Source organism: Burkholderia metallica (assembly GCF_001718555.1).
GTDB classification, from domain to species: Bacteria; Pseudomonadota; Gammaproteobacteria; order Burkholderiales; family Burkholderiaceae; genus Burkholderia; species Burkholderia metallica.
The window spans coordinates 2,144,574-2,167,727 of record NZ_CP013403.1 but is presented as its reverse complement, the minus strand read 5'-3'; the positions used below and the strand labels follow the sequence as shown (position 1 = coordinate 2,167,727).

The 23,154-nt window shown below is 64.4% G+C and carries 24 protein-coding genes; 15 read left to right on the top strand and 9 right to left on the bottom strand.

The genetic code is table 11. From position 1 onward, the window contains the following. The first annotated feature begins 127 nt into the window (after positions 1-127). On the top strand, positions 128-1,048 hold the full coding sequence (locus tag WJ16_RS29165) for a LysR family transcriptional regulator (RefSeq protein WP_069260453.1): 921 nt from the start codon (positions 128-130) through the stop codon (positions 1,046-1,048). Between the two features lie 145 nt (positions 1,049-1,193). Here the strand turns inward: WJ16_RS29165 and WJ16_RS29160 are convergent, their stop codons facing one another. Further along, a complete protein-coding gene (locus WJ16_RS29160; protein WP_069260452.1) occupies positions 1,194-2,114 on the bottom strand; it encodes an SDR family oxidoreductase in 921 nt (306 codons plus the stop codon). 441 nt (positions 2,115-2,555) lie between these two features. Here WJ16_RS29160 and WJ16_RS29155 point away from each other — a divergent pair, with 441 nt between their 5' ends. After that, positions 2,556-3,362 (top strand): type 1 glutamine amidotransferase domain-containing protein, encoded by an 807-nt coding sequence (locus WJ16_RS29155; RefSeq protein ID WP_069260451.1) that lies wholly within the window; start codon positions 2,556-2,558, stop codon positions 3,360-3,362. Between the two features lie 146 nt (positions 3,363-3,508). After that, the gene (locus tag WJ16_RS29150) at positions 3,509-4,507 is read left to right on the top strand and encodes an alpha/beta fold hydrolase (RefSeq protein ID WP_069260450.1); all 999 of its coding nucleotides are present in this window, start codon (positions 3,509-3,511) and stop codon (positions 4,505-4,507) included. 93 nt (positions 4,508-4,600) lie between these two features. Here WJ16_RS29150 and WJ16_RS29145 read toward each other — a convergent pair whose 3' ends face one another. Then, the gene (locus tag WJ16_RS29145; protein WP_069261206.1) at positions 4,601-5,431 is read right to left on the bottom strand and encodes an alpha/beta fold hydrolase; all 831 of its coding nucleotides are present in this window, start codon (positions 5,429-5,431) and stop codon (positions 4,601-4,603) included. Positions 5,432-5,765: 334 nt separating this feature from the next. Between WJ16_RS29145 and WJ16_RS29140 the strand changes: the two genes are divergently transcribed. The 3 genes from WJ16_RS29140 (at position 5,766) to WJ16_RS29130 (ending at position 7,868) form a co-directional block, all read left to right on the top strand. Then, complete coding sequence (locus WJ16_RS29140; protein WP_069260449.1) at positions 5,766-6,215, top strand: MerR family transcriptional regulator; 450 nt, start codon at positions 5,766-5,768, stop codon at positions 6,213-6,215. A gap of 274 nt (positions 6,216-6,489) precedes the next feature. Then, the gene (locus WJ16_RS29135; protein ID WP_069260448.1) at positions 6,490-7,398 is read left to right on the top strand and encodes an acetoacetate decarboxylase; all 909 of its coding nucleotides are present in this window, start codon (positions 6,490-6,492) and stop codon (positions 7,396-7,398) included. Continuing rightward, positions 7,395-7,868 (top strand): MerR family transcriptional regulator, encoded by a 474-nt coding sequence (locus WJ16_RS29130; protein ID WP_069260447.1) that lies wholly within the window; start codon positions 7,395-7,397, stop codon positions 7,866-7,868. Before WJ16_RS29135 ends, WJ16_RS29130 begins: the two co-directional genes overlap by 4 nt. A 47-nt stretch (positions 7,869-7,915) precedes the next feature. Here the strand turns inward: WJ16_RS29130 and WJ16_RS29125 are convergent, their stop codons facing one another. Beyond that, the gene (locus tag WJ16_RS29125) at positions 7,916-8,599 is read right to left on the bottom strand and encodes a type 1 glutamine amidotransferase domain-containing protein (RefSeq protein WP_069261205.1); all 684 of its coding nucleotides are present in this window, start codon (positions 8,597-8,599) and stop codon (positions 7,916-7,918) included. A gap of 38 nt (positions 8,600-8,637) precedes the next feature. Here WJ16_RS29125 and WJ16_RS35385 point away from each other — a divergent pair, with 38 nt between their 5' ends. The 4 genes from WJ16_RS35385 to WJ16_RS29110 all read left to right on the top strand — a co-directional run bounded on the left by WJ16_RS35385 (position 8,638) and on the right by WJ16_RS29110 (position 13,639). Continuing rightward, positions 8,638-8,775: a hypothetical protein gene (locus WJ16_RS35385; RefSeq protein ID WP_167375388.1), complete on the top strand. Its 138-nt coding sequence runs from the start codon at positions 8,638-8,640 to the stop codon at positions 8,773-8,775. Between the two features lie 1,499 nt (positions 8,776-10,274). Next, positions 10,275-11,564 carry an NAD(P)/FAD-dependent oxidoreductase gene (locus WJ16_RS29120; RefSeq protein ID WP_069261204.1) on the top strand — a complete coding sequence of 430 codons (1,290 nt, stop codon included), beginning with the start codon at positions 10,275-10,277 and terminating at the stop codon, positions 11,562-11,564. A 17-nt stretch (positions 11,565-11,581) separates the two neighbouring features. Further along, complete coding sequence (locus WJ16_RS29115; protein ID WP_069260446.1) at positions 11,582-12,139, top strand: helix-turn-helix domain-containing protein; 558 nt, start codon at positions 11,582-11,584, stop codon at positions 12,137-12,139. A 153-nt stretch (positions 12,140-12,292) separates the two neighbouring features. Then, on the top strand, positions 12,293-13,639 hold the full coding sequence (locus tag WJ16_RS29110; RefSeq protein ID WP_069260445.1) for a glutamine synthetase family protein: 1,347 nt from the start codon (positions 12,293-12,295) through the stop codon (positions 13,637-13,639). Between the two features lie 24 nt (positions 13,640-13,663). On the opposite strand, the gene WJ16_RS29105 is transcribed toward WJ16_RS29110, so the two are convergent. The 5 genes from WJ16_RS29105 to WJ16_RS29085 all read right to left on the bottom strand — a co-directional run bounded on the left by WJ16_RS29105 (position 13,664) and on the right by WJ16_RS29085 (position 18,807). Continuing rightward, on the bottom strand, positions 13,664-14,176 hold the full coding sequence (locus WJ16_RS29105) for a GNAT family N-acetyltransferase (RefSeq protein ID WP_236858344.1): 513 nt from the start codon (positions 14,174-14,176) through the stop codon (positions 13,664-13,666). 142 nt (positions 14,177-14,318) lie between these two features. Then, positions 14,319-14,708, bottom strand: a complete 390-nt coding sequence (locus WJ16_RS29100) for a lysozyme inhibitor LprI family protein (RefSeq protein WP_069260443.1) — start codon at positions 14,706-14,708, stop codon at positions 14,319-14,321. A gap of 55 nt (positions 14,709-14,763) precedes the next feature. Then, positions 14,764-15,525 carry an N-acetylmuramoyl-L-alanine amidase family protein gene (locus tag WJ16_RS29095; protein ID WP_069260442.1) on the bottom strand — a complete coding sequence of 254 codons (762 nt, stop codon included), beginning with the start codon at positions 15,523-15,525 and terminating at the stop codon, positions 14,764-14,766. A 148-nt stretch (positions 15,526-15,673) separates the two neighbouring features. Continuing rightward, on the bottom strand, positions 15,674-17,293 hold the full coding sequence (locus WJ16_RS29090) for an NAD(P)-binding protein (RefSeq protein ID WP_069260441.1): 1,620 nt from the start codon (positions 17,291-17,293) through the stop codon (positions 15,674-15,676). After that, entirely contained in the window at positions 17,293-18,807 is a 1,515-nt protein-coding gene (locus tag WJ16_RS29085) for a polyamine aminopropyltransferase (RefSeq protein ID WP_069260440.1), read from the bottom strand. Before WJ16_RS29085 ends, WJ16_RS29090 begins: the two co-directional genes overlap by 1 nt. A gap of 121 nt (positions 18,808-18,928) precedes the next feature. On the opposite strand from WJ16_RS29085, the gene WJ16_RS29080 reads away from it, so the two are divergent. The 5 genes from WJ16_RS29080 to speD are packed head-to-tail and all read left to right on the top strand — an operon-like array spanning position 18,929 to position 22,439. Next, positions 18,929-19,315: a DUF350 domain-containing protein gene (locus WJ16_RS29080; protein WP_069260439.1), complete on the top strand. Its 387-nt coding sequence runs from the start codon at positions 18,929-18,931 to the stop codon at positions 19,313-19,315. A 27-nt stretch (positions 19,316-19,342) separates the two neighbouring features. After that, positions 19,343-20,374, top strand: a complete 1,032-nt coding sequence (locus WJ16_RS29075) for an SPFH domain-containing protein (RefSeq protein ID WP_069260438.1) — start codon at positions 19,343-19,345, stop codon at positions 20,372-20,374. A gap of 9 nt (positions 20,375-20,383) precedes the next feature. After that, positions 20,384-21,910 (top strand): DUF4178 domain-containing protein, encoded by a 1,527-nt coding sequence (locus WJ16_RS29070; RefSeq protein ID WP_069260437.1) that lies wholly within the window; start codon positions 20,384-20,386, stop codon positions 21,908-21,910. Next, entirely contained in the window at positions 21,907-22,056 is a 150-nt protein-coding gene (locus WJ16_RS35115; protein ID WP_157126877.1) for a hypothetical protein, read from the top strand. Before WJ16_RS29070 ends, WJ16_RS35115 begins: the two co-directional genes overlap by 4 nt. Continuing rightward, entirely contained in the window at positions 22,053-22,439 is a 387-nt protein-coding gene (gene speD, locus WJ16_RS29065; protein ID WP_069260436.1) for an adenosylmethionine decarboxylase, read from the top strand. The genes WJ16_RS35115 and speD overlap by 4 nt, the downstream gene beginning before the upstream one ends. A gap of 90 nt (positions 22,440-22,529) precedes the next feature. On the opposite strand, the gene WJ16_RS29060 is transcribed toward speD, so the two are convergent. Continuing rightward, on the bottom strand, positions 22,530-22,982 hold the full coding sequence (locus WJ16_RS29060) for an SRPBCC family protein (RefSeq protein ID WP_069260435.1): 453 nt from the start codon (positions 22,980-22,982) through the stop codon (positions 22,530-22,532). Between the last annotated feature and the right edge of the window lie 172 nt (positions 22,983-23,154).

Sequence of the window (23,154 nt, the reverse complement as noted above, 5' to 3'; positions counted from 1 at the left end):
TGACGCCATGTCGGCCGGAACGCGTGCTTCAGCACTGACTTCGGTCCCACGCATCGCTGACGAATGGCTGCACGATAGAATTCGGCGCTCACGCTGGCAATGCAATGACTACAATGGCGTCATTGCCATGGACAATAATGCGATGACGTCGACCGATCTTCCCGACCTGAAGCTGCTCCAGCTCTTCGATCTTCTGTACGACCTGCGAAGTGTCACGCGCGTGGCCGAGCAGCTCGGCCAGAGCCAGCCGACGGTCAGCATCTGGCTCGGGCACTTGCGGGAATACCTGCACGATCCGTTGTTCATTCGAACGCCGGGCGGCATGGCGCCGACGCCGCAGGCCGATGCGCTCATCGGGCCGTGCCGGGAAATTCTCGAGTCGCTGAGACGGTTCACCGCATGGGAGATCGCCTTCGACCCCGCCACCGCGCAGCGACGATTTCGCATCTGCATGACCGACGCGAGCCACGTCACGCTGCTTCCGCGGCTGCTGGCGCATGTCCATGCGGCGGCGCCCGGCATCCGGCTGGAAGCCGCGCGGATCGACGGCAACACGGAACGCGCGCTCGAATCCGGCGAGGCCGATCTCGCGATCGGCTATGTCCCGTGGCTCGGCGGCAGCATTTATCAGCAGCAGTTGTACGAGCAGGACTGGGTGTGCCTTGCCAACCGTCGCCACCCCAGGATCCGTACCCGACTCGGGGTGAAGCAATATCGCGCGGAGGGGCACGTGGTCATCACGGCGGGTACCGGCGCGCAACTTCTCGAGCAGGCGCTGAGGCGGGAGCGCATCGACCGTCAGGTCGTGCTGGAGTTGCCGGGATTTTTGGGGCTGGGCGCGATCATCCAGAGCACCGACCTGATCACGACGCTGCCGCGTCACATCGGCGAGACGTTGGCTCGGGCCAATGACCTGGCGGTTCATTCATGCCCGATTCCGGTGGAAGGATTTGCCGTGCGGCAGCACTGGCACGGCCGGTATCACCACGAAGCGGGGAATCGCTGGCTGCGTAGCGTGGTGATTCAGTTGTTTGGCGGTTCGCATTGACGCAATGCGAGCGTCGTTGACTCGGGAGAGGTATCGAGCGCGCTACCGTGAGCCTGACGACTCTCGGCGATGGGATGCCGGCTTGATGGACTCGTGCCGGCCCCCTTCCACGAGAGGTGGCGATTCGGGGCCGGGGCCACTCTGCTCACTCCCGTCGAATCAGCTCGAGACCTTCGCGGTAGGTGGTCACCTTGAACGCGGGGAACCGTTGCTTGAACTTCGTCGAATCGAACAGGTTGTCCTGCTCGTAGCGGGGTAGAAGCTCCCGGATTTCGCGTACCTGAGGGGAGAATAGGCCGGCGGCCAGGAAGGCCCATTTCCCGACGATCGAATACGCGGGCTTTCGTCCGAATGCGTTGCTGGCCATGTCGATGAACTCCCGATAGGTCGGCCGGTCGTCGCAACACGGTAGATGCCAGGTCTGCCCGAATGCATCCGGCGTATTGGCGAGCGTCGCGAGCGCACGGCTCGCGTCGGGCGTCCAGATGAGCGTGCGCCGCGTGTCGTCGCGCAACGGCACTTTCGGCTTCTTGCCTGCCTTGAGCTTGTCGATGACCAGCGCGTTCGTGAAGCTCTGGGTCTTGCCCGGGCCATAGAATTCGGGCGCCCGCCCGATCAGGACGGGAATATCTCCGCGCGCCATCTCTTCGAGCACCATCGACGCCATTGCCGCGCGCACCTTGCCCTTGCGGCCGACCGGCGCGAACGGTGTCGACTCCGTCTGCAGCCGGTTGTTCTGCGGGTACATGTAGGTGTTGTCGAAATAGGCGAACCGCGCGCCTTCCGCGCGGCACGCATCCAGCGCGTTCTTCAACATCACGGGAAACTGCGTTTCCCACAGCTGCGTGTCCGGCGGCAGGCCGGCCGTGAAATAGACGATGCTGCTGCCTTTCACCGCCTGTGCGGTCTGGCTCGCATCGAGCAGATTGGCCGAGACCAGGCTGTCGGTGTCGTTGACCTTGCGCGGATTGCGGCTCACGAGGCGTATGTCGCCCGTGTGGACGCGTCGCAATTCTCTCGCCAGTTCGGTCGCGATCTGGCCATTTGCCCCTAATATCGTCTGCATATCGTCCGCCTTTGTGGCTTTGCCATCAATGATGATGAGCGAGAGGCTAACCTTGAAGGCAAGTTCAAGGTCAAGGGGCCGACGAATGCGCCGGCGACATTCAGTCTCGTTGAAGCGCGACTGGTCGATTGAATCTCTCTAACGGAGTGATAGGGAAACGCAGAACCAGATATATAGTTCGGCAAACTGAATAAAATTCGGATCGTCTTGCGATGGCTGTATGGCAAGCAGTAAAAGGATTCTGCCGGACAACCGCCTGATCAGTCTCAAGCCGGCGACGTGCTCGTCGGTGCAGATCTACCCCGTCACAACTTCGCTTGACATTCAACTTCACTTCAATCCTAGGATCTCGTCAGTGACGTTGCGCGCCGTTGTTACGTGTGCGCTGCCCTGGTTGACGGGTGTTGTGAAACAGCCCCGACTCATGTGAGGAATTTGGAAATGTTCAAGCGTTGGTTCGCCAGACACTGGCTTCTTGCCATCATCGTTTCAATGTTGACGGGCGGTTACGCGTATGCCGCGCAGACTGGACAGAGCGACGGCGCGGTGCAGCCGGGCGACAGGATTCTGGTCGTGATGACCAACCACGCCCGGTATCCCTCTCGATCGGATACGACCGGACTTTGGTTCACTGAACTGACGCATTTCTATGACGTCGCCGAGGCGGCCGGACTGCAGATGGATTTTGCGAGCCCGGCAGGCGGGGAAGTGCCGATCGACCAGCGCAGCCTGAAGTCCTTCTACCTGGACGATTCGGCACGCGCACATCTGGCAGATCCGGCGTTCATGGCGCGATTGAAGGCGACGTTGCCGGCTTCCGCCGTGACTCCATCCAGTTACAAGGCGATCTACTTCACCGGCGGCCACGGAACGTTGTGGGACTTCGCGGATAGCGCGGCATTGAAATCCGTCAGTGAGCAGATCTATCGCCAAGGCGGCATTGTCTCGGCGGTTTGCCACGGGGTCTCCGCACTGCTGCCGCTGCAGGACGATGGCGGGAAGTCGCTCGTCGACGGCGTGCCCGTGACGGGATTCTCCGATATGGAAGAAACGCTGTCCGGCATGAAGTCCCAGGTGCCCTTCTTTTTGCAGGATTCGCTCGTAAGCCGTGGTGCGCGCTACCAGAAGGCGTTGCTTCCCTTTACGTCTTATGTCGTCAGTTCCGATCGGATCATTACCGGGCAGAACCCGCAGTCGAGCAAGGAAATTGCCGAGGCGGTGGTCAAGCGACTGAAGGAAATGAATTGACCTGCAGCCGACAGGAGCGGGTCAAGCATCGGAACGGGGCGCTTTTTTAACGAGTCCGCGCAACGGGGGAGCGGAGCGCGCAGTCGTTCGCGGTCCGAGTATCGAGTGGTCGGTGTCACCGCTTTCGATTACCAAAGGAGGCTGTCATGAGCGGCAAGGAAGAAGTCGACTGCATCAACCAATCACGTCGTGAACTGATGATCGGGGCCGGTGCGGTAGCCGCCGCGTCGATGGCGCTGCCTTTATTCGCTTCGAGCGGCGCGGCGAACGCTGCGACAACCCGGCATCCGTTCCATCCGTCGGAAGGCGACGCGGGCGGGGGCAACAAGATTGTGACGAAGGATGGCGTCGAGATTTTCTACAAGGACTGGGGAAAAGGTCAGCCGATCGTCTTCAGTCACGGTTGGCCGTTGTCGGCGGATGACTGGGACGCTCAAATGCTGTTCTTCGTGGAGCATGGATATCGAGTGATTGCCCATGATCGCCGTGGGCATGGGCGATCGACGCAAACAGCCGATGGCAATGACATGCATCACTACGCTGCCGACCTGGCGGCCCTGACCGAAGCGCTCGATATCAGAAACGCGATCCACATCGGGCATTCGACCGGGGGCGGAGAAGTGGCTGCCTACGTGGCGCGCCATGGCATGAAACGGACCGCCAGGATCGTTCTGGTCAGTGCGGTACCGCCGGTCATGGTCAAGAGCGAGCGCAATCCCGGCGGCACGCCGATCGAGGTCTTCGATGGTTTCAGGAAACAGCTCGCCGCGAACAGGGCGCAGTTCTATCTCGATGTTCCGTCCGGGCCGTTCTACGGGTTCAACCGGGCGGGAGCGAAAGTGTCCGACGGCATCATTCGCAATTGGTGGCGCCAGGGCATGATGGGCGGCATCAAAGCCCAGTACGATTGCATCAAGGCCTTCTCGGAGACGGACTTCACCGCGGACTTGAAGAAGATCACGCAGCCGGCGCTGGTGTTGCATGGCGATGACGACCAGGTGGTGCCCTACAAGGATGCCGGCATGCTGTCTGCCAAGCTGCTCGGGAACGCCAGGCTGACGATCTATCCGGGCTATCCGCACGGGATGTTGACGACCCATGCGGATGTCATCAATGCGGACATTCTGAAGTTCATTCGGAGCTGAAGATCGAGGCAGCCTCTCTCGAGAGAGGCTGCCTTTTTCCGGCGTGGTTCCGATCGGTTTACTGCAATACCGGATCAGCTTTCGAGGCTTTGGCTACCCACGCAAGAACGCGAGCAGATCGGCGTTGATCGTGTCGGCGTTGGACGTCGGCATGCCGTGCGGAAAGCCCTTGTAGGTCTTCAGCGTACTGTTCCTGGCGAGCTTCGCCGACAGCAGGCCGGAATCGGCATAGGGGACGATCTGGTCGTCGTCGCCGTGCATGACGAGCACCGGAATCGTCGTGCTCTTCAGGTCCTCGGTGAAGTCGGTTTGCGAGAACGCCACGATGCCGTCGTAGTGTGCCTTGGCGCTGCCCATCATGCCCTGGCGCCACCAGTTCCAGATCACGCCTTGCGACGGCTTCGCGCCGGCACGGTTGTAGCCGTAGAAGGGGCCCGCCGGCACGTCGTAGTAGAACTGCGCGCGATTCGCTGCGAGCTGGGCCTGCAGGTTGTCGAACACGTCCTTCGGCAAACCACCCGGATTGCTCGCGGTCTTGACCATCAGCGGCGGTACGGCGCTGATCAGCACGGCCTTGGAGACGCGATCTTCGCCGTGGCGGGCAACGTAGTGGATGACTTCACCGCCACCCGTGGAATGGCCAACATGAACCGCACCCTGCACCCCGAGGTGGTTGACCACTGCCGCGACGTCGTCGGCATAGTGATCCATGTCATGGCCGTCCCACACCTGGCTGGATCGTCCGTGTCCCCGGCGATCATGCGCGATGACGCGGTAGCCGTGCGACAGGAAAAAGAGCATCTGGGCATCCCAGTCGTCCGCGCTGAGCGGCCAGCCGTGATGGAAGAAAATTACCTGTGCATCGCGCGGGCCCCAGTCCTTGTAGAAGATCTGAACGCCATCCTTCGTCGTGACGTAAGCCATGATCAGCACTCCTTTTCAATGTGAAGATTGAGATTCAGTCGCGTTCCTGACAAATTTTGTTGCTCGCTGGTGGGCTGCTCCTTTTATGATGGTGGCGGATAAGGCGGCAACGTTGCCACGGGGCAGGTCGCGCTGCCGGAAGTGCGCAGGCCGGCGTCGCCATTCGCTCGGGCCTGGTCGGAACGATGCGCTCCTTTTGTCGAGACAATTTGAAATGATCAAGCGACCGCGGTGCGGTTGCTTGCCGAAGAATCCGTCGTGTTGCTCGTCGTCGTCATGGAGCAACTTTAGGATTAAAGTGAACGTTAATGTCAATCGTTTTTTGGGGGGTAGAGTGAAAATCGGAGAGTTGGCGAAGCGCACGGGTCTGACGGCTTCACGCATCCGTTTTTACGAGGCCGCCGGCTTGATAAGGGTGGTGGAGCGTAACGTGAACGGCTATCGGGAGTATCCGCCGGAAGCGGAGTTGATTCTGGGGATGATCGCTATCGCGCAGCATGCCGGGTTCACGCTTGAACAGATGCGGCAGTTGTTGCCCGTTGGTCCCGGCGCCTGGGATCATGGTGCGTTGCTGGACGCGCTCAAGCAGAAGGTGGTCGAGATCGATAGTGTCCGCAAGCGTCTCGACCAGAGCCGCGCGCAACTGCTGGTTGCGATCGAGAGCATCGAGAACAAGCCGGACGGAATCGAATGCGCGGATAACAAGAAGCGCGTGCTCGACCGTCTCCGTGAAGCAGGCATTACGCCGGATTTCAGCAAGCTGGGCGACTCCGGCGCTGGCTGAGCCCCGTGGCGATCGCGCTGCTTGCTCGATCGAGGGAACGTCGAACAGCTTATCCGTCCCGGTACGACAAATGTCCGCGCAAGGAACGAACGGGTTGTCCGATTTGGCACGGGATTGGTACGACCTCGCTGCGACCAAAAGAGCCGCCACGCCGACTCGTCGTTGAGCGCTTGACCTTAAAGTCATATTCAGTCTTAGAGTGATTGCTACCGGCTGTTGATCGGTATGCCTTCCGAGGCACGCCCGACGGCTCAATCACAAGAAGGTCAGGAATATGGACAAGCGGTTTACAGAGGTCGAGTTCGGCGCGCACAAGGTCGAGGTGCCCGCTGGCGGGTACTACGACCGTTACCGGATGAACCCGAATCTCGACGAGGTCGCACAGGATCCTGCGGCGGGCAATATCGACTTTTTTCGCAGGATTCCAAAGCGGCTCGTCACCTCTACTGTCGGTCCGACCTGGGCGCCCAACTTTTACTATCGCTCGAGCAATGTGCAACTGCTGTTCCTGGCGCCGGTCGACCGGTTGCGGGCGATGTTACGAGCGCCGCTCGAGCCGCTGAGAGCATTTCCGGGCCACGGGCTTGTGGCGTTGACCTTTTTCTCCTATTCGGTCTGTGACAACGATCCATACGACGAAGTATCTGTCGCCGTGGTGATCCGTCGGCCGGGCGCGCGTGGGTCGCATGCGCTGGAACTTCTCGACTCCATCCGGCGGCGGAATTTCTTCGCCCATGTTCTCGCGCTGCCCGTGACGACGGAAATCGCTCGGGTCCGTGGTCTGTATGGGTACCAGTTGCCGAAGTGGCGAACGGATATCGGATTGAACATCGGCGCAGACATTTCAGCCGCCATCGCCGGCCCTGGCGGCAAGCCCGACCTGACCTTGAGCGCGCCGCTTCCCGCTTTGCGCGATGTCCCGTCGCAGTCGCATATGGGATCGGCAACCATGATCAACATGATCGACGGCGAATGGCACCAGACCTTGGTCCAGACCAATGTGTTGTCGTTCGCCCAGCGCCTCTTTCCACGAGACGTCAATCTGACACGGCACGGCGGCCCCTTGAGCCAGTTGCTTGACGGACTCGGAGCCTCCACGGTGCTTCGCATGGACGTGGTCAAAGACGCGCAACTGGTCCTGAACATGCCAACCCGGCTAGATGCTTTCGCGCCACGATCATGAAGATAGGGGATCTGGCGGAGCGCACGGGATTGACCCCTTCGCGCATCCGCTTTTATGAACGCATTGGGCTGTTGACCGCGGTCGAGCGCCAGCCGAACGGCTATCGGATCTATTCGGCTGACGCGGTGCTGGTGCTCGGGCTGGTCGCAACCGCGCAAAAGGCAGGCTTCAGCCTGGACGAGATCCGCATGTTGCTGCCGCCCGACCTTGCGCAATGGCAGCGTGGTGCGCTACTGGACGCGCTCAGCCACAAGGTGCGGGACATCGAAGCGATGGAGGTGCGGCTTGCGCAGAACAAGCGGCATCTGATGGCGTTGATGGCCGAGGTCGCGGCCAAGCCCGAGGATATCGATTGCACCGCCAATGCAACGCGGCTGCTGTCGCAGATGCAGTTGGGCGATCCGGGCAGCACCGCCCGAACGCAGGGCGCCGTCAAAGTGAAGCGGCGCCGATCGGTCCGAAACAGCTAGGCGGCGACGTGCGTATCGATGCGTTGATATCCGGGGCCTGCTTGCCGTTACACGAGCGCTGCGACCTGCTCGGCGGTTGCCTTTGCTGATTGCGGATTCTGGCCCGTCACCAGCCGGCCGTCGGTGACCACGTTCGACGTGAATGGCAGCAATGCCTTCTCGTAAAGTGCGCCACGTTGCACCATCTCTTCTTCCGCGTTGTAGGGCACTTTCTTCGCGACGCCAGCCAACACCTCCTCAACCCATGAATAGCCGGTGACGCGGCGGCCCGCTACGAGCAATGCCCCGTTGCTGAGTTTCGTATTCAGTAACCCGCAATAGCCGTGACAGACGGAAGACACGATGCCGCCGCGCTCATAGATGTCTCGCGTGAGCCGCTGGAGTCCTGCGTCATCGGGGAAATCCCACATGACAGCGTGGCCGCCCGTGAAGTAAATCGCATCGAAATCCGCAGGATCGATCTGGTCGGGGCGTGCCGTGGTGGCCAGAAGTTTCTGGCAGTCGGGGTCGTTTAACCACGCTTTCACGGAGGCGTCGGCGAGGGGCCATTTCAGCGAGCGCGGCTCTAACGGAGAACGGCCGCCCCTGGGGCTGACGAGACGCTGGCCATACCCTTTCTCGGCGAATACGTGCCAGGCATGCGTCAGTTCCGATAACCACAGCCCGGTGGGTTCGGACTGATCGGCGTAGTTGGCGACATTGCTGACGACGTGAAGTATGCGTTTGGTCACGTTGGACGTCCCCTCTTCATGGGTCACGAATGAGATTCATGGACATGTCGTTCTTTTGTCTGATGGCGCAAAGCACGCGTGCCACCGCAGACCATAACCTTAAAGCGAAGTCGATGGTCAAGGCTTTTTTGCCTTCGTCGTGTGTGCTGTTTCGCGTCCGGCATCAGGCCGTGTGACCTGCCCCCTGCAAACAGGGTCAGCCGGAGTCTAGTAGATCGAGAAACTGGGCTGGCCGACACCGTCGTCGACGCCACGGCGTGATGATTGAACGCGAACAGTCGGTTTTGCCCGGTGGGCCTAACGAAGTTTGGTCAATCGATCTCGTGATAGGCGTAGATGCCACAGTAATGCGCGTTGCCGCGGCACTTGGCAAATCCGCCTGGATTTTGGTGTCCGGTGTGGCTGCAGGCGGGCGTTGGAAATGCTCATGGTCAACATCGGAATGGTATCCCGACGCGGTGACACTTTTTCGTCAGGAAGTCGATGAGTCGGATTGGGCGGGGTCGTCCAGCAAGTTATCGATGCATTATCTAAGATGATGCTGAAGGATAAAAAATAAGACGGGGTAACATTCTTTGGATATTACCCATCCATCTATATGTAATTGGAATCAGACCGGCCCACTGCTTGTGGGGGTAGTGCAATCGATTGTTACGGTCGCCGACCCTTCAGCCGTCTCGGGGTTAAATTCCACACCGGGTCCGCGGTAGCTATATGCGGTTAGCCTTCCAAGTTGATTGGTTAAGCATTGAACGGATACGGTTGTTCCGGTCAGATTGGAGAGTGAAACATTTTGTCCTCTCCAAATAAAACTGAAAACCCTCGTTGATGAGTTGAGTGGCAACGTATCCCCCGTTGCCGTGCACGTCCCCCCGGACGGACTGGAGCACTGCAGTACGATCGTGGAGCCGTCGGCATATACACTGGCACTTGACGCGATTGACAAACATCCAGCGATAATCAAGCCGATTCTTTTCATACCAACCCTCCAGTGAAGAGTAATTAACCTCGATAGACGGATTTGTATTTCGCGGGACTGCGGGTGCATAGTCTGATAAGGAAAACGGAATGTCAACGACGCTATCGTGAGATTTTGATGACACTCCACAGCCCCGGGAATGTAGGGGCTTCGGATCTTGGCGGTAATGGTGAATCGAAGTGTGAAAAAAGAAAGCAAAATAAAGAAGCCTGCCGGGACGCGGTATTTTGACGAGGGACAGGAACGGGCGACGCGGATGCGCTCGTTCGGCTTCCGATGCCGGGTGGCTTAAATTCGTGCTTACGTCTCATCGATCGCGACAGTACCAGGATCACGTGCTGCGAACGTTAGCTGGCATCGACCTCGATTGCCAGGCGTTCCTGGCGGGTATGCACAAGCTCATCACCCGTTAACCGTGGCCTCAGTGCCTTGATCTGAGTGCTTGAGCCAAACACGTAGCCGGCACAGTGCGCCGCGAATCCAAGCGTTTCTTGCGAGGTCGAGTTTCACATCCGAAGTTGCTCCATTCGTGCGAGTTGTCAAAGCGCACCGAAACCACCCGAAAAGAGCACAACTTTCGTTCGTCGGACTGTTCCTCAGACCAAAAAGAGGTTGCGGTTTTACCCGCTTGCCTCCGTGAAATTGCCGTGCTAATTTTTCATGAAATTTCTCGTCGTAATTTTCACGGAAGTCCGCATGTTCGTGCAGTCCGACCGTCACGTCGCCAGCTACTACGCCGGCACCTACCCGGCGCCGATTCCGCATCGTCCGGAACTGGACGAACGCATCGACGCCGACGTGCTCGTCGTCGGCGCGGGGTTCAGCGGGCTGCATACGGCGTTGCGCCTGGCGCTCGCCGGCAAGCGCGTCGTCGTGCTGGAAGCGAGCCGCGTCGCGTGGGCCGCGTCGGGCCGCAACGGCGGGCAGGCGCTGCTCGGCTGGTCGTGCGACATGCAGCCGCTCGAGGATGCGCTCGGTCGCGACGGCGCGCGCCTGCTGTGGGACAGCATGCGCTGGGCCGCGGCCGAGGTGCGCGACTTGCCCGCGCGGCACGGGTTCGACATCGACTACCGGCCCGGCAGCCTGTGGGCGGCGGTGCGGCCGCGCCGCGTCGCGATGCTCGAGCAGGCCCGCGACGAGGCGGCCGAGCGCTGGGGTTACGACCGGCTGCGCGTGATCGGTCGTGACAAGATGCCCGAATGGATCGGCAGCACGCGCTATCTCGCGGCTCTCCACGATCCCGAGGCCGGCCACCTGAATCCGCTGAAGCTCGCGCTCGGCCTCGCACAGACGATCGAACGCGCGGGCGGCCGCGTCTTCGAGCAGAGCCGCGTGCTCGACTGCCAAGAGACCGCCGGCGGCCACATCGCGCGCACCGCGCGCGGCGAGGTGCGCGCGGACGTGCTCGTGCTGGCCTGCAACGCGTATGTCGACCGGCTCGATCGCGATCTCGCGCGCCGGCTGCTGCCGGTCGGCACGTATCAGGTCGCCACCGCACCGCTTGCGGCCGACGTCGCCCGGTCGCTGCTGCCGCGCAACAGTTGCGTGATCGACAATCAGTTCGTGCCCGACTATTTCCGCCTGAGCCCCGACAACCGGCTGCTGTTCGGCGGCGGCTGCACGTATCTCGGCGGCATTCCGGCCGATATCGCGGCGGCGACGCGCCCGCATCTCGAACGCGTGTTTCCGCAACTGGCCGGCGTGCCGCTCGATTACGCGTGGGGCGGCCATATCGACATCAGCATGCGCCGCACGCCGGACATCGGCCGCCACGGGCAGCGCTTCTGGCTGCAGGGCTTCTCGGGGCACGGCGTGCTGCCCACGCTTGCGGGGGCGCGCGCGGTGGCCGATGCGGTGCTCGGCGACGAATGCCTGCTCGCGCAGTACCAGCGCATCCACAACCCGCGCTTCCCGGGCGGCGACCGGCTCGCCGCGCCGCTGGAAGCGATCGGCAAGGCCTGGTACCGTCTGCGCGATACCGTCTGACTGAATCGGAATTGACCATGAACGAACAGGAAGAGATAGAAAGCCTGGCGATCCTGATCCGCGACCTGCGCAAGCATCGCAAGGTCACGCTCAACGATCTCGCGGAACGGATCGGCCGCTCGGTCGGCTTTCTGTCGCAGGTCGAGCGCGGGCTGTCGCGCCCCACGGTGGCGGATCTCACCGCGATCGGCGAGGCGCTCGGCGTGCCGACCACCTATTTCTACAGCCTGAGCAAGCCGCGCAGTGTGCCGTGGGTCACGCGGCCCGACGAGCGGCGTACCGTGTATTACGCGGCCGGCATTACCGACATCCTCGTGTCGCCGAACATGCGCGCGCGCTTCTCGATCCTCGAAAGCCATCTCGCGCCCGGCGCGAGCAGCGGCGAGCGGCCCGTCGACGACAGCGACGAGCAGGGTGGATTCGTACTCGAAGGAGAACTGACGATCTGGGTCGACGGCGACGACACGCCCGTCACGCTCGGCCCGAACGATGCTTTCCAGCTTCCCGCGCACAAGCGCTTTCGTTATGCCAATCTGACCGAAACACCGACGCGCGTGATCTGGGTATTCACCTGAGCTGTCGGCGCGGTATGCGGTCGGGCGAGCAGCCGCGTCGAGGTAGTTATTTGCAGTCCTGATCTGTAACCGGCATGCGACGTCGTGCATGCCGGATGAATCCGGTTCGCCGCACTGCGGCACCCGTCATACGAGACATGGAAAGGATGAGACATGGCTGACGTCGTTCCCGCGCTGGTCGATGAAGTGCGCGCATTCCGGCAGGCGCACCCCGAGATCCGTTATGTCGACCTGATTTGCCTCGACCTGCCCGGGCATTTCTACGGCAAGCGCTACCCGATCGACGCACTTGAGAAGGTGGCGGCCGGCTCGCTGCTGAAGCTGCCGCAGAACTGCATCCTGCTCGGCACGCAGGGCGGGCTCTACAAGATCGGCGACTACTGTTTCAACGACGGCGACCCGGACGCCGTGCGTCGGCTGATCCCCGGCACGCTGAAGCCGGTGACCTGGGAGAAGCAGCCGCTCGGCCAGATGCTGATCACGACGGACGGCACCGACGCCCCGGTCGAGTTCGAGCCGCGCGAAGTGCTGGCGCGCGTGCTGAAGCGGTTTGCGCGGCGCGGCATCCGGCCGGTCGTCGCGTTCGAGCTCGAGTTCTACCTGTTCGCCGCGCAGCTCGAAGCGGGGATGCCGACGTATCCGCGCGACCGCCTGTCCGACGATCGCGACGATCAGCCGAACATGCATATCGAGCGGCTGTCGCGCTTCTCCGACGTGCTGCACGAGATGGTCGACGTCGCGTGCATGCAGGGAATCGACGCGACCGTGATCACCGCCGAGCTCGGGCCGGGCCAGTTCGAGATCAACTTCGGCCATTGCGACGACGGGCTGCGCGCGGCCGACTGGTCGGCGATGTTCTGTCGCAGCACGCGCGGCGTCGCGTTGCAGCATGGCTATCGCGCGAGCTTCATGGGCAAGCCGTACCTGCATGCACCGGGCAGCGGGATGCACGTGCACGTGAGCCTCTACGACGACGCGGGGCGCAATCTGCTGGCGGCGGACGGGCAGCGGCCGCTGCGGCACGCGGTGGCCGGATGCCTCGCGCTGCTGCCGCACTGCATGCCCGTGTTCGCGCCGAATCACAACGCGTTCCGGCGCTACGGATCGATGGTGAACGCGGCGAGCCGCGCGAGCTGGGGCTTCGAGGATCGCGATGCATGCATCCGGATTCCGGAGTCGGATGAGCGCAACCTGCGGATCGAGCACCGGCTCGCGAGTGCGGACGCGAACCCGTATCTGGTGCTCGCGGCGATTCTCTCCGGGATGGAGCACGGGCTCGATGCGAAGATCGAGCCGATCGCGCCGCTCAACGAGGATCGCGGTAGCGGCATCGATTTCCCGAAGGAGATGCTGTCGGCCGTCGCGGGGATGCAGGATCATGCGGCCGTGCGCGAAGGGCTCGGCAGCGAGTTCGTGATGGTGTATTGCGAGAACAAGCGCCAGGAAGAGCTGGATTTTCGCAATGAGATCGGCGCGCGGGAGTATCGGTGGTTTCTGTGATTGTCCGTGAGCCGATGTCGCCCGTCAGGGCAGTGCGCGCCAGTACCGCACTTCGTCGATCGGCGTGCCGTCGATCTCGAACGTCTTGATGTCGTCTTCGGCGACGAAGCTCTCGCGTTCATAGAACGCCCGGGCGCGATGGTTCTTGATCAGCACCCACAGCGACACCCATTCATGACCCATGTCATGCAGCGCCCGGCACGCATGGTCGACCAGCGCCGCGCCGATGCGTTGCCCGCAATGCGACGGATGCAGGTAGATCGCTTCGATTTCGCCCCAGGCGCGATCCTTGTCGGTGTCGCGCGTCGGACCGTAGGCGACCCAGCCCGTCGGGCCGCTTTCCGCGAACGCGAGCGCAACGCGCGGCCGGCCGGCGTCGAGCGCATGGCGCCACGAAGCGGTGCGCTTTTCGACCGACAGGCCGGCGAGGAACGGGGCCGGCATGATGCCCGGGTAGGTGGCCTGCCACGATGCGACGTGGATGGCGGCGATGGCCGGGGCGTCGGCGGGCGTGGCGGCGCGGATGTCGATCTTCATCGTGTCCGGATCGTTGAGGACTTCAGAGGATTCAGGCCGCATCGCCGCGCGTTTTCGCGGTGCCGAAGCGGCGCAACGGCAAGGGCCGCACGCGCCGCGCCGCGTCGAGAAACGCCTTGCGGCACGGCATGCGAACAAGCCCTTACTCGCCGAGCTTCGACGTCACGCAGCCCGTGCTCGAGCATTCGCGCTCGCGTTCGCGCAGGAACGACAGCCGCGACTGCGTCATGTCGTTCGCGCACTGGATATCGACGAGATAGCGGTCGTTGCGCGTCTCGCTGCACTGCGCGTCGCGTTGCTTGAGCCACGCGAGCTGGCCGGCCTTCAGCGTCGCCTGCTGGTCGCCGCTCAGTTGCTTGCGCAGGCGGCCGTATTCGTCGTTGAGATCGCGGTCGGACTGCGAGAACTGCGTGCTGGTGCAGTACACCTGGTCGAACGCGCTGCGCGGCGTCCCGCAGCCGGCCGCCTGCGCGGCGAACGGAACGGCGAGCGCGAGCAGTGCGCAGGATGCGAGCAGATTCTTCATTTTCATCGTGGTGCTCCTGACTGGGGGAAATCCGTGGGGGCCGACAGCGGCCCCGTCGTTGTCATTTCGGCGCGGTGCACGCGTCGATGCCGCCCGCGATCGCAGCGGACAGCTTCTGGATCGTCTCGCGTCGCGCAAGCCGCGCTTCCTCGTCCGGATTGACGATCACGCCGGCTTCGACGAGCACGGCCGGAATCGGCGCGGTGCGCAACACGACGAGATCGTCGAAGCGGTGGATGCCGAGTTGCGGGTCGATCAGCGGGCGATTCTCGCCGCGGATCGGCTGCGCGTGATACAGCGACGGCCGTTCGCCGGCTGCGACCAGCCGTTCGGCGATCGCCTTCGCGCAACGCAGGCTTTCCGCATAGTGCGGATTGCGTTCCGACACGAACACCGAGAAGCCGCGGAATTCGCGCTGGCGGCCCGCGTCGATGAACTGCTGCTGCATCGAGTCGTGATGGATCGACACGAACAGGTTCGCGTCGGGCGCCTGCGTCGATCGCTGGTCAAGCGCAATCTCGCGCCCGTCGGCCGACGTGCGCAGCACGCGGTCGCCATGCGCGGTGAGTTTTTCGGCAACCGCCGCGGACAGGTCGAGGTTGTACAGGTATTCGACGCGGCCGCTCGCGCCGGTCGAGCCGGGATGCGCCGGCGTATGGCCGGTGTCGACGACGATGTAGCGCCCGGAGGCGGGCTCGGCGGCGGTGGCGGCCGTGTCGGCCGCATGCAGCGCCGGCGGCGCGGCGAGCAGCGGCGCGCAGGCGAGCACGCGCGCGGCCGTGCGGGCGAGCGCACCCAGGTGTCGGAGGATTCGGTTCGTCATTGTTGTTCTCGCGGAGGGCATACGGCGCGTCGAACGGCGCGGCGCCGTCGGCCTGCTCAATGCAGTCGGAATGTCGCGCGATTATAGCGGTTGGCGGCGCCGCCGCAATGACGAAACGGCCGGCACCGCGCCGCGCGGCAGGCGGCGCTCAGGTCAGCACGCGGCGGGCCGCCAGCATGCCCCAGTACGACGCTTCCTCGAACAGCGACAGCCCGGACAGATCGGCATGCGCGAACACGACGGGGCCGTCGGCATCGCGCAGCGCGAGCAGGCCCGGCCGGCTCAGGAAGCCGACGTCGGGCGTCGCCATCGCGTGGCCGCGCACGGTGATCTCGAGCGCCGTCGCGTGTTTCCACAGCTCGCGCCCGTATACGGCCTGCAGGTCGATCGCCGCCTGTTCGCGCAGCGCGTCGGGCTTGGCCTGCGCCAGCCAGCGGCGCGTGTCGTCCGGTGCCTGCAGGTTCAATGCCTGATACGCGGAAAACACCGAGCGTGTCGGCGGCGACATCCGGATCAGTTGGTGCGTCGACACGACATAGCCGAGCGCCGCACCGTCGTAGACGACGTTGTCCCATGCGAGCGGTACACCCGCTTCCTCGGCCGGCATCCCGTCGAGCAGGAAGTTGGACACGAGCCACGGCGCACGCGGCGGCAGATCGCGCGCGGGGTCGAAGCCGGACGCGGCAAGCAGCGGAAACACGCGTGCCGCGACGAACAGCGGCATCGCGCTGACGACGCGTCGCGCCTTCAGCGTGAACGTCGACAGTGCGCCGTCGCTGCCGATGCGCGCGCACAGCACGTCGACGCCGCCCGTGCGTTCGGTCGCGCGCACCGCGAAGCCGTCGCGCGACCACGCGTTCGAGCCGGTGCGCGCGGTGATCGAATCGCTCAGCTTCGTCACCATCGTGTGCAGCCCGTCGGGCCAGGTCAGTACCGCACCGTCGCTCGCATCGCCCGCATGGCCGCCGCGCGACGAGAAATAGTGCAGGCCGGCCCATGCCGAAACGTGCGCGTAGCCCGCGCCATAGTCGTCGCGGCAGCAGTAGTTCAGGTACCAGTGCAGCGCCTTCGCGGTATAGCCCTCGTCGAGCAGCCACTGGCGAAACGAGCGCCGGTCCAGCGCGCGCCAGCGCGGGTCGCGCGACGATTCCGCGATCGGGATGCAGAACACCTTGCGGCCGTCGGCGCCGCGCGCGGTGCGCAGGCTGTCCGTATACGCGAAGAAGCGTGCCTGTTGAGCGAGTTCGTCGGCGCCGAGGCCGGCCGTCGGCACGATGCCGTCCTGCCACTGCCCGGCGATGAAGAGCCGTTCGTCGGGCGCATGGACGAGCACGCGCTCGTCGTACACCGGCCGCGCGGCGAACGGCGCCGACTCGATCACGCCGAGATCGGCGAGCATGTCGCGCAGATGCGCGGATTCGAGCGACGGCAGCGGCAGGTAGTGCGCGCCCTTCGGATAGCCGAGATCGCCGAAGCGTCCGCCGGCCGCGTTGCCGCCGAATTCGGGGCCCGCGAGCACCGTGAAGCGCTGGTGCCCCGCGCGCGCGAGCTGCCACGCGCACGACAGGCCGGCCGCTCCCGCGCCGAGGATCGCGATGTCGGTCTCGATCGTGCCGGACGGCGGCGGCAGCGTCGCATGGTCGCGCAGCGCGTGGCCTTCGCGCATGCCGGGGTAGCCGACATGCGGCGTCGTCTCGATCCAGCCGGTGCGCCCGCAGGCGGCGAGCGACGCGGCCGCCGACGCGACGAGGAACGTGCGGCGGTCCATCAGCGCAGCACGTGTTTCCAGTCGTCGTCGAAGCGGCGCACGAGCGGCTGGTCGTTGAGTTCGTTCGGCGACATCGGCAGCGCCGGCATGTCGGCCGGGAAGTGGAACATCTCGACGGCCGTCTGCGCGTCGAGCCAGCGCGTGGGCACAGAGTAGTGCGTCGGCACCGTGAAGTCGCGGCGCTTGCCGGCGATCACGAAACCCCAGTCGCCGAACGACGGCACGTAGCAGTGATAAGGCCACGTGTTGAGCCCGGCTTCGTGCAGCGTCGCGATGATGGTCCAGTACGCGTGCGGCGCGAAGTACGGCGACGTCGACTGGATCACCGCGTAACCGTTCTCCGACAGGTGGCGCGCGAGCAGCCGGAACACCGGCACCGAATACAGCCGGCCGAGCCCGAAGTTGGTCGGGTCGGGAAAGTCGACGACGATCGCGTCGTACACGTCGGCATTCGATTCGAGCCAGCGCACCGCATCGTCGTTGATCACCTGCACGCGCGGGTCCTTCAGCGCGCCCTGGTTCAGCTTGACGAGCGGCGCGGACGTCGAGAACAGCTTCGTCATCGCGGGATCGAGATCGACGAGCGTGATCCGTTCGAGGTTGCGGTGCTTGAGCAGTTCGCGCACCGCTAGACCGTCGCCGCCGCCGAGTACGAGCACGCGCTTCGCCCACGGCAGCGCCTCGATCGTCGGATGGATCAGCGCCTCGTGATAGCGGTGCTCGTCGCGCGACGAAAACTGCAGGTTGCCGTTCAGGTACAGCCGCATGTCGTCGTGCCACTGCGTGAGCACGATGCGCTGGTACGGCGTCGTTTCCGAATAGATCGTCTCGTCGCCGTACACGCCGTGTTCGGCCCAGTGCGTGATGCGGTCCGACAGCGCGAACCCGGCGACGAGCAGCCCGATCACGAGCGACGCGCGCATCAGCTTGCCGCGCACGTTGCGGATCTCGTCGCGGAACAGGTGCGTCGTCCACAGCGCGACGAAGGCGTTCAGGAGCCCGAACAGGAAGCTCGTGCGCAGCAGGCCGAGACGGGGCGCGAGCACGAGCGGGAAGATCAGCGACACGGCGAGCGAGCCGAGATAGTCGAAGGTCAGCACTTCGCTGACGGTATGGCGGAATGCCTGGCGGCGCTGCTGGAACGCGCGCATCACGAGCGGGATTTCCATCCCGATCAGCAGGCCGAGCGCGAGCACGAGCGCATAGAGCGCCGCGCGAAACGGGGCGGCGAGCCACGCGAACACCGCGAACAGCAGCGCGGCCGACACGCCGCCGAGCAGGCCGACGAGCAGCTCGATGTCGACGAAGCGGTCGAGCACGTCGTCGTCCTCGACGAACTTCGCGAGCCACGAGCCGATCCCCATCGCGAACAGGTAGCAGCCGATCACCGACGAGAACTGCAGGATCGAATCGCCGAGCAGGTAGCTCGACAGCGCGCTGCTGATCAGTTCGTAGCCGAGCCCGCACGACGCGAGCACGAGGATCGACAGGACGAGCGCGCGCTTATGCAGCATGGCGCATCCGTTGTGCAGTGTTCGGCAATGTGGATATACTGGCGCGGATTTTTGTCTGTCGGCCCCGAGCGGGCCGGCCGGCGACGGGGCGGCGAACCGAGCACAAAATCCGAGGAAAAGAATGAATAGTGCCTATCTTTATGCGGTTCATTTGCTGTCGGCGTTCGTGCTGCTTTTCGTGTTCGCGGCAGTGTACCTGAAGGTCACCCCGTTCGACGAACTGGCGCTGATCCGCGACGGCAACGCGGCCGCGACGCTGTCGTTCGGCGGCGCGCTGATCGGTTTCTGCCTGACGCTCGCGTCCAGCATCGTGCACAATTCCACGCTCGGCGAAGTCGTGGTCTGGGCCATCGGCGCGATGATCGTCCAGTTGATCACCTATGCGGCGCTCACCCGCGTGATGCCCGGCATGAATCATGCAATCGAGGATCGCAACGTCGCGATGGGCGGCCTGATGGGCACCGCGTCGCTCGTCGTCGGCATCATCAATGCCGCCTGCCTGACCTGACGCGCCACGCGTTTCGAGGAGATCGACATGAGTCTGGGTTCATTCATCCGCAAGCAGTTCATCGACGTCCTGCAATGGACGGAGGACACCGACGGCGTGCTGGCCTGGCGCTATCCGATGGAAGACCAGGAAATCCAGTACGGCGGCAAGCTGACCGTGCGCGAAACGCAGGTCGCGATCTTCGTGAACGAAGGCAAGATCGCCGACGTCTTCCAGCCGGGGCTGTACACGCTGGAAACGAACACGCTCCCGGTGCTCACGTACCTGAAGAACTGGGACAAGTTCTTTCAGTCGCCTTTCAAGTCGGACGTCTATTTCTTCAGCACGCGGCTGCAACTCGGCCGCCGCTGGGGCACCGCGCAGCCGGTGACGATCCGTGACCGCGAATTCGGTTTTGTGCAGGTGCGTGCGTTCGGCATCTACTCGTACCGGATCGTCGACGCGGGCGCGTTCCACCGCGAAGTGAGCGGCACGCGCGCGCAGTACACGGTCGACGATCTCGAACAGCAGTTGCGCAACCTGGTCGTCACGGCGATGAGCACGACGTTCGGCTCGTCGGACGTGCCGTTCGTCGACATGGCCGCGAACCAGTCGCTGCTGTCGCAACGCGTCGCCGACGCGCTGGCGCCGGTGTTCACGCGCTACGGCCTCGCGCTTGACGCGTTCGCGGTCGAGAGCGTATCGCTGCCGGCCGAACTGCAGAAGGCGCTGGACCTGCGCATCGGCGCGGGGATGGCCGGCGATCTCGCCCGCGCCACGCAATACCAGACCGCGCAGGCGATTCCGCTCGCCGCGCAAAACCCGGGCGGCATCGCCGGCGTCGGCGCGGGGCTCGCGGCCGGCGCGGCGATCGGGCAGGCGATGGCCGGCCAGATCGCGGGCGCCGCGCAGCCGGCGCAGGCCGCACCCGTGGCGGTGCCGGCAGCGGCTGCGCCGGCGGCAGGTACCGATTACGTGCAGCGGCTCGAACAGTTGAAGGCGCTGTTCGACAAGGGCCTCGTGACCGAAGACGAATATTCGCGCGCGAAGGCCGAGATCCTCGCGAAGCTCACCGGTTAAGCGTCGCGCATGTTCAGCACCTCGTGCCCCCAGTGCGGCGCGCCGGTCGAGTTTCGCTCGGCCGCGGCGGTCATGGCCGTCTGCGCGTTCTGCCGCAGCACGCTGCTCAAGCGCGGTGCCGACGTCGAACGGATCGGCGAACTGGCCACGGTGCTCGACGATGCGTCGCCGATCCAGATCGGCACGGCCGGGCGCTACGGCAAGCGCGCGTTCACGGTGCTCGGGCGCATCCAGATGACGTACGACGCCGGCGCCTGGAGCGAGTGGTACGTCGTGTTCGACGACGGCGCGTTCGGCTGGCTGTCCGATGCGTCGGGCCAGTATGCGATCACGGTGCGCGAGCCCGACGACGCGATCGGCGCGACCTGGCCGGCGTTCAACGCGCTCGAACCCGGCATGCGGATCGACCACGGCGGCCGCGCGTATCTCGTGTCCGACGTGCGCACCGCACGCTGCACGGGCGGCGACGGCGAGTTGCCGTTCCGGGTCGATGCGGGGTGGGAAGCGCGCGTGGCCGATTTGCGCACCGGCAACGCATTCGCGACCTACGACTATTCCGATGCCGCCGCGAACGGCGGGTGCCCGGCGGTCTACGCGGGCGAAGCACTCGAGTTCGATGCGCTCGCGTTCACCGGGCTGCGCGATACCGAGAACGAGACGCGCGAGCAGCGCGGCGCGGAGATGGTGCCGTTCGCGTGCCCGAGCTGCGGTGCGCCGCTGTCGTATGCGCCGAACGTGGCCGATTACGTCGTGTGCGGAAACTGCCATGCGGGCGTGCAGTGCACGGCCGAGCAGCAGACCGTGTTCGCCGCGCAGCGCAGGCTCGACGCGGTGAAGGGCGCGCTGGAGCTCGGCGCGGTCGGTACGTTCGACGGCGCGAAGTACACGGTGATCGGGATGATGCGTTGCCGAGTGCCGGGCGACGACGAGACGTGGGACGAATACCTGCTGCTGAATCCGAAACGCGGCTTCCTGTGGCTCGTGCAGAGCGACGGGCGCTGGGAGCGCGTGCAGGTGCTCGACCAATGGCCGACGATCGGCAGCGATGCCGACGTGACCGACGGCGGCAAGACCTATCGCCTGCGCGAGACATACGACTCGGAGGTCGTCTACGTGGTCGGGGCGTTCAACTGGCGTGTGCAGGTCGGCGATCGCACGTCGATCATCGACTACGGCTGGCAGAAGGACAAGCTGACGCGCGAGCGCAGCGCCGCGGAGATCGTGTGGTCGCGCGCGCGGCCGCTGTCGGGCAGCGCGCTCGCCGACCGCTTTGGCATGCCGGCGCTCGCGACGGCCGCGGCTACCGGGGCTACGGCGGCAACCGGCGCCGCCGCGTCGACCGGCCTGTTCGGCGGAAAAGGCCCGCACAGTTTCGCGCCGCTGCCGCTCGTGTTCAGCGCGCTGCTCGTGATCCTGAATATGGGCTCACTGTTTTCGTTTAGCGGGCGCACCGTCTACGTGCTGATCGGCCTGCTGGTGCTGTGGCTGCCTGAATGGCTGTGGAAGCGCTTTGCATCGGACGGGGGCGGCGCGTGATCCGGTACATCCTCTACGGCATCTACGCGCTGATCGTCGTCACGCTGTTCAGCTGCGCATCGATCGGCGGCAGCGGTTCGGGCGGCAGCGGCTGGGGCAGTTCGTCGGCCCGCAGCGGCTACTCGTCGTACGGGTCGCACAAATGACCGCGTTCGACGGGATTGCGGCACCGCCGCGCGCGACGTTCGGTTCGCACGTGCTGGCCGATCTGGCCGGCATCGACGCCGCGCTGCTGCGCGACGCCGCGCGGCTCGAGGCGCTGCTGACCGACGCGGCGCAGCGGGCGGGCGCCCGCGTGATCGGCGCGCATTTCCATCATTTCGGCGGCGAGCATGGCGTGACGGGGGTCGTGCTGCTCGCCGAATCGCACATCACGATCCACACGTGGCCCGAGCATCGCTTCGCGGCCGTCGACGCGTTCATGTGCGGCGCGGCGCGCGCGGCCGATGCGGTCGAGGCGATCGCCGCCGCGCTCGGCGCGCAGGCGCAGGTCCGGCAGCAGGTCGCGCGCGGCGGCGCGCCGACGTGAGCGGGCGAGTCGCGTTCGTGACGCTATTCCCGCCAACGGCCAAACCGGAACGACGACACGCCATGCAGCGTCGCGCGGCACGCGCCGCTGTCAGTGCGGCACCGCTTCGGCTTCGGCCCAGCGCTTGAACGAATCGAGACGCCGGCGCGTCTGCACGAGGTAGAACGCGCCGATCAGCGGTTCGAGCAGCCAGCGCAGCCAGGCCGGCTGCGCGCGGAAGTGATATGTGAATTTCACCTCGGTCGTGCCGGGCGTGTGCTCGGTGAAGTTCCAGCTGCCGCTGAAGCGTTCGAGCACTTTCGGCCCGTCGACCATTTCGACGGCCGCGACCTGCGGCGGACGGTACGAGATGTAGCGCGACACCATCGTCGCGCCCGACTGGCTGCGGCAGAACGCGTCGACGCCGACGTCGGCCGCCGCTCCGTCGAGCAGGTAGGCGTCGGCGAGGAAGCTGTCCCACATGAGCCGCCGCGCGTAATCCTGCGACCACGTGAAGAGGCGCCTGCGATCGACGCCGACGGTCCGGCTGACTGAGATCCTCATGATGGCGGACGCAATGGCGCGGATTGGGATGAAATCGAGTGTAACCCGCCAATGCCGCGCATTTCTTCATACTTCGTCAAGTCGAGGAGGGGCTCGATTGACGCACTCCGGGATTTCACCTAGAGTTCGTGTCAACCCTTCGGGAAAGACCCGAAGCGTTTCAATCTCTTGA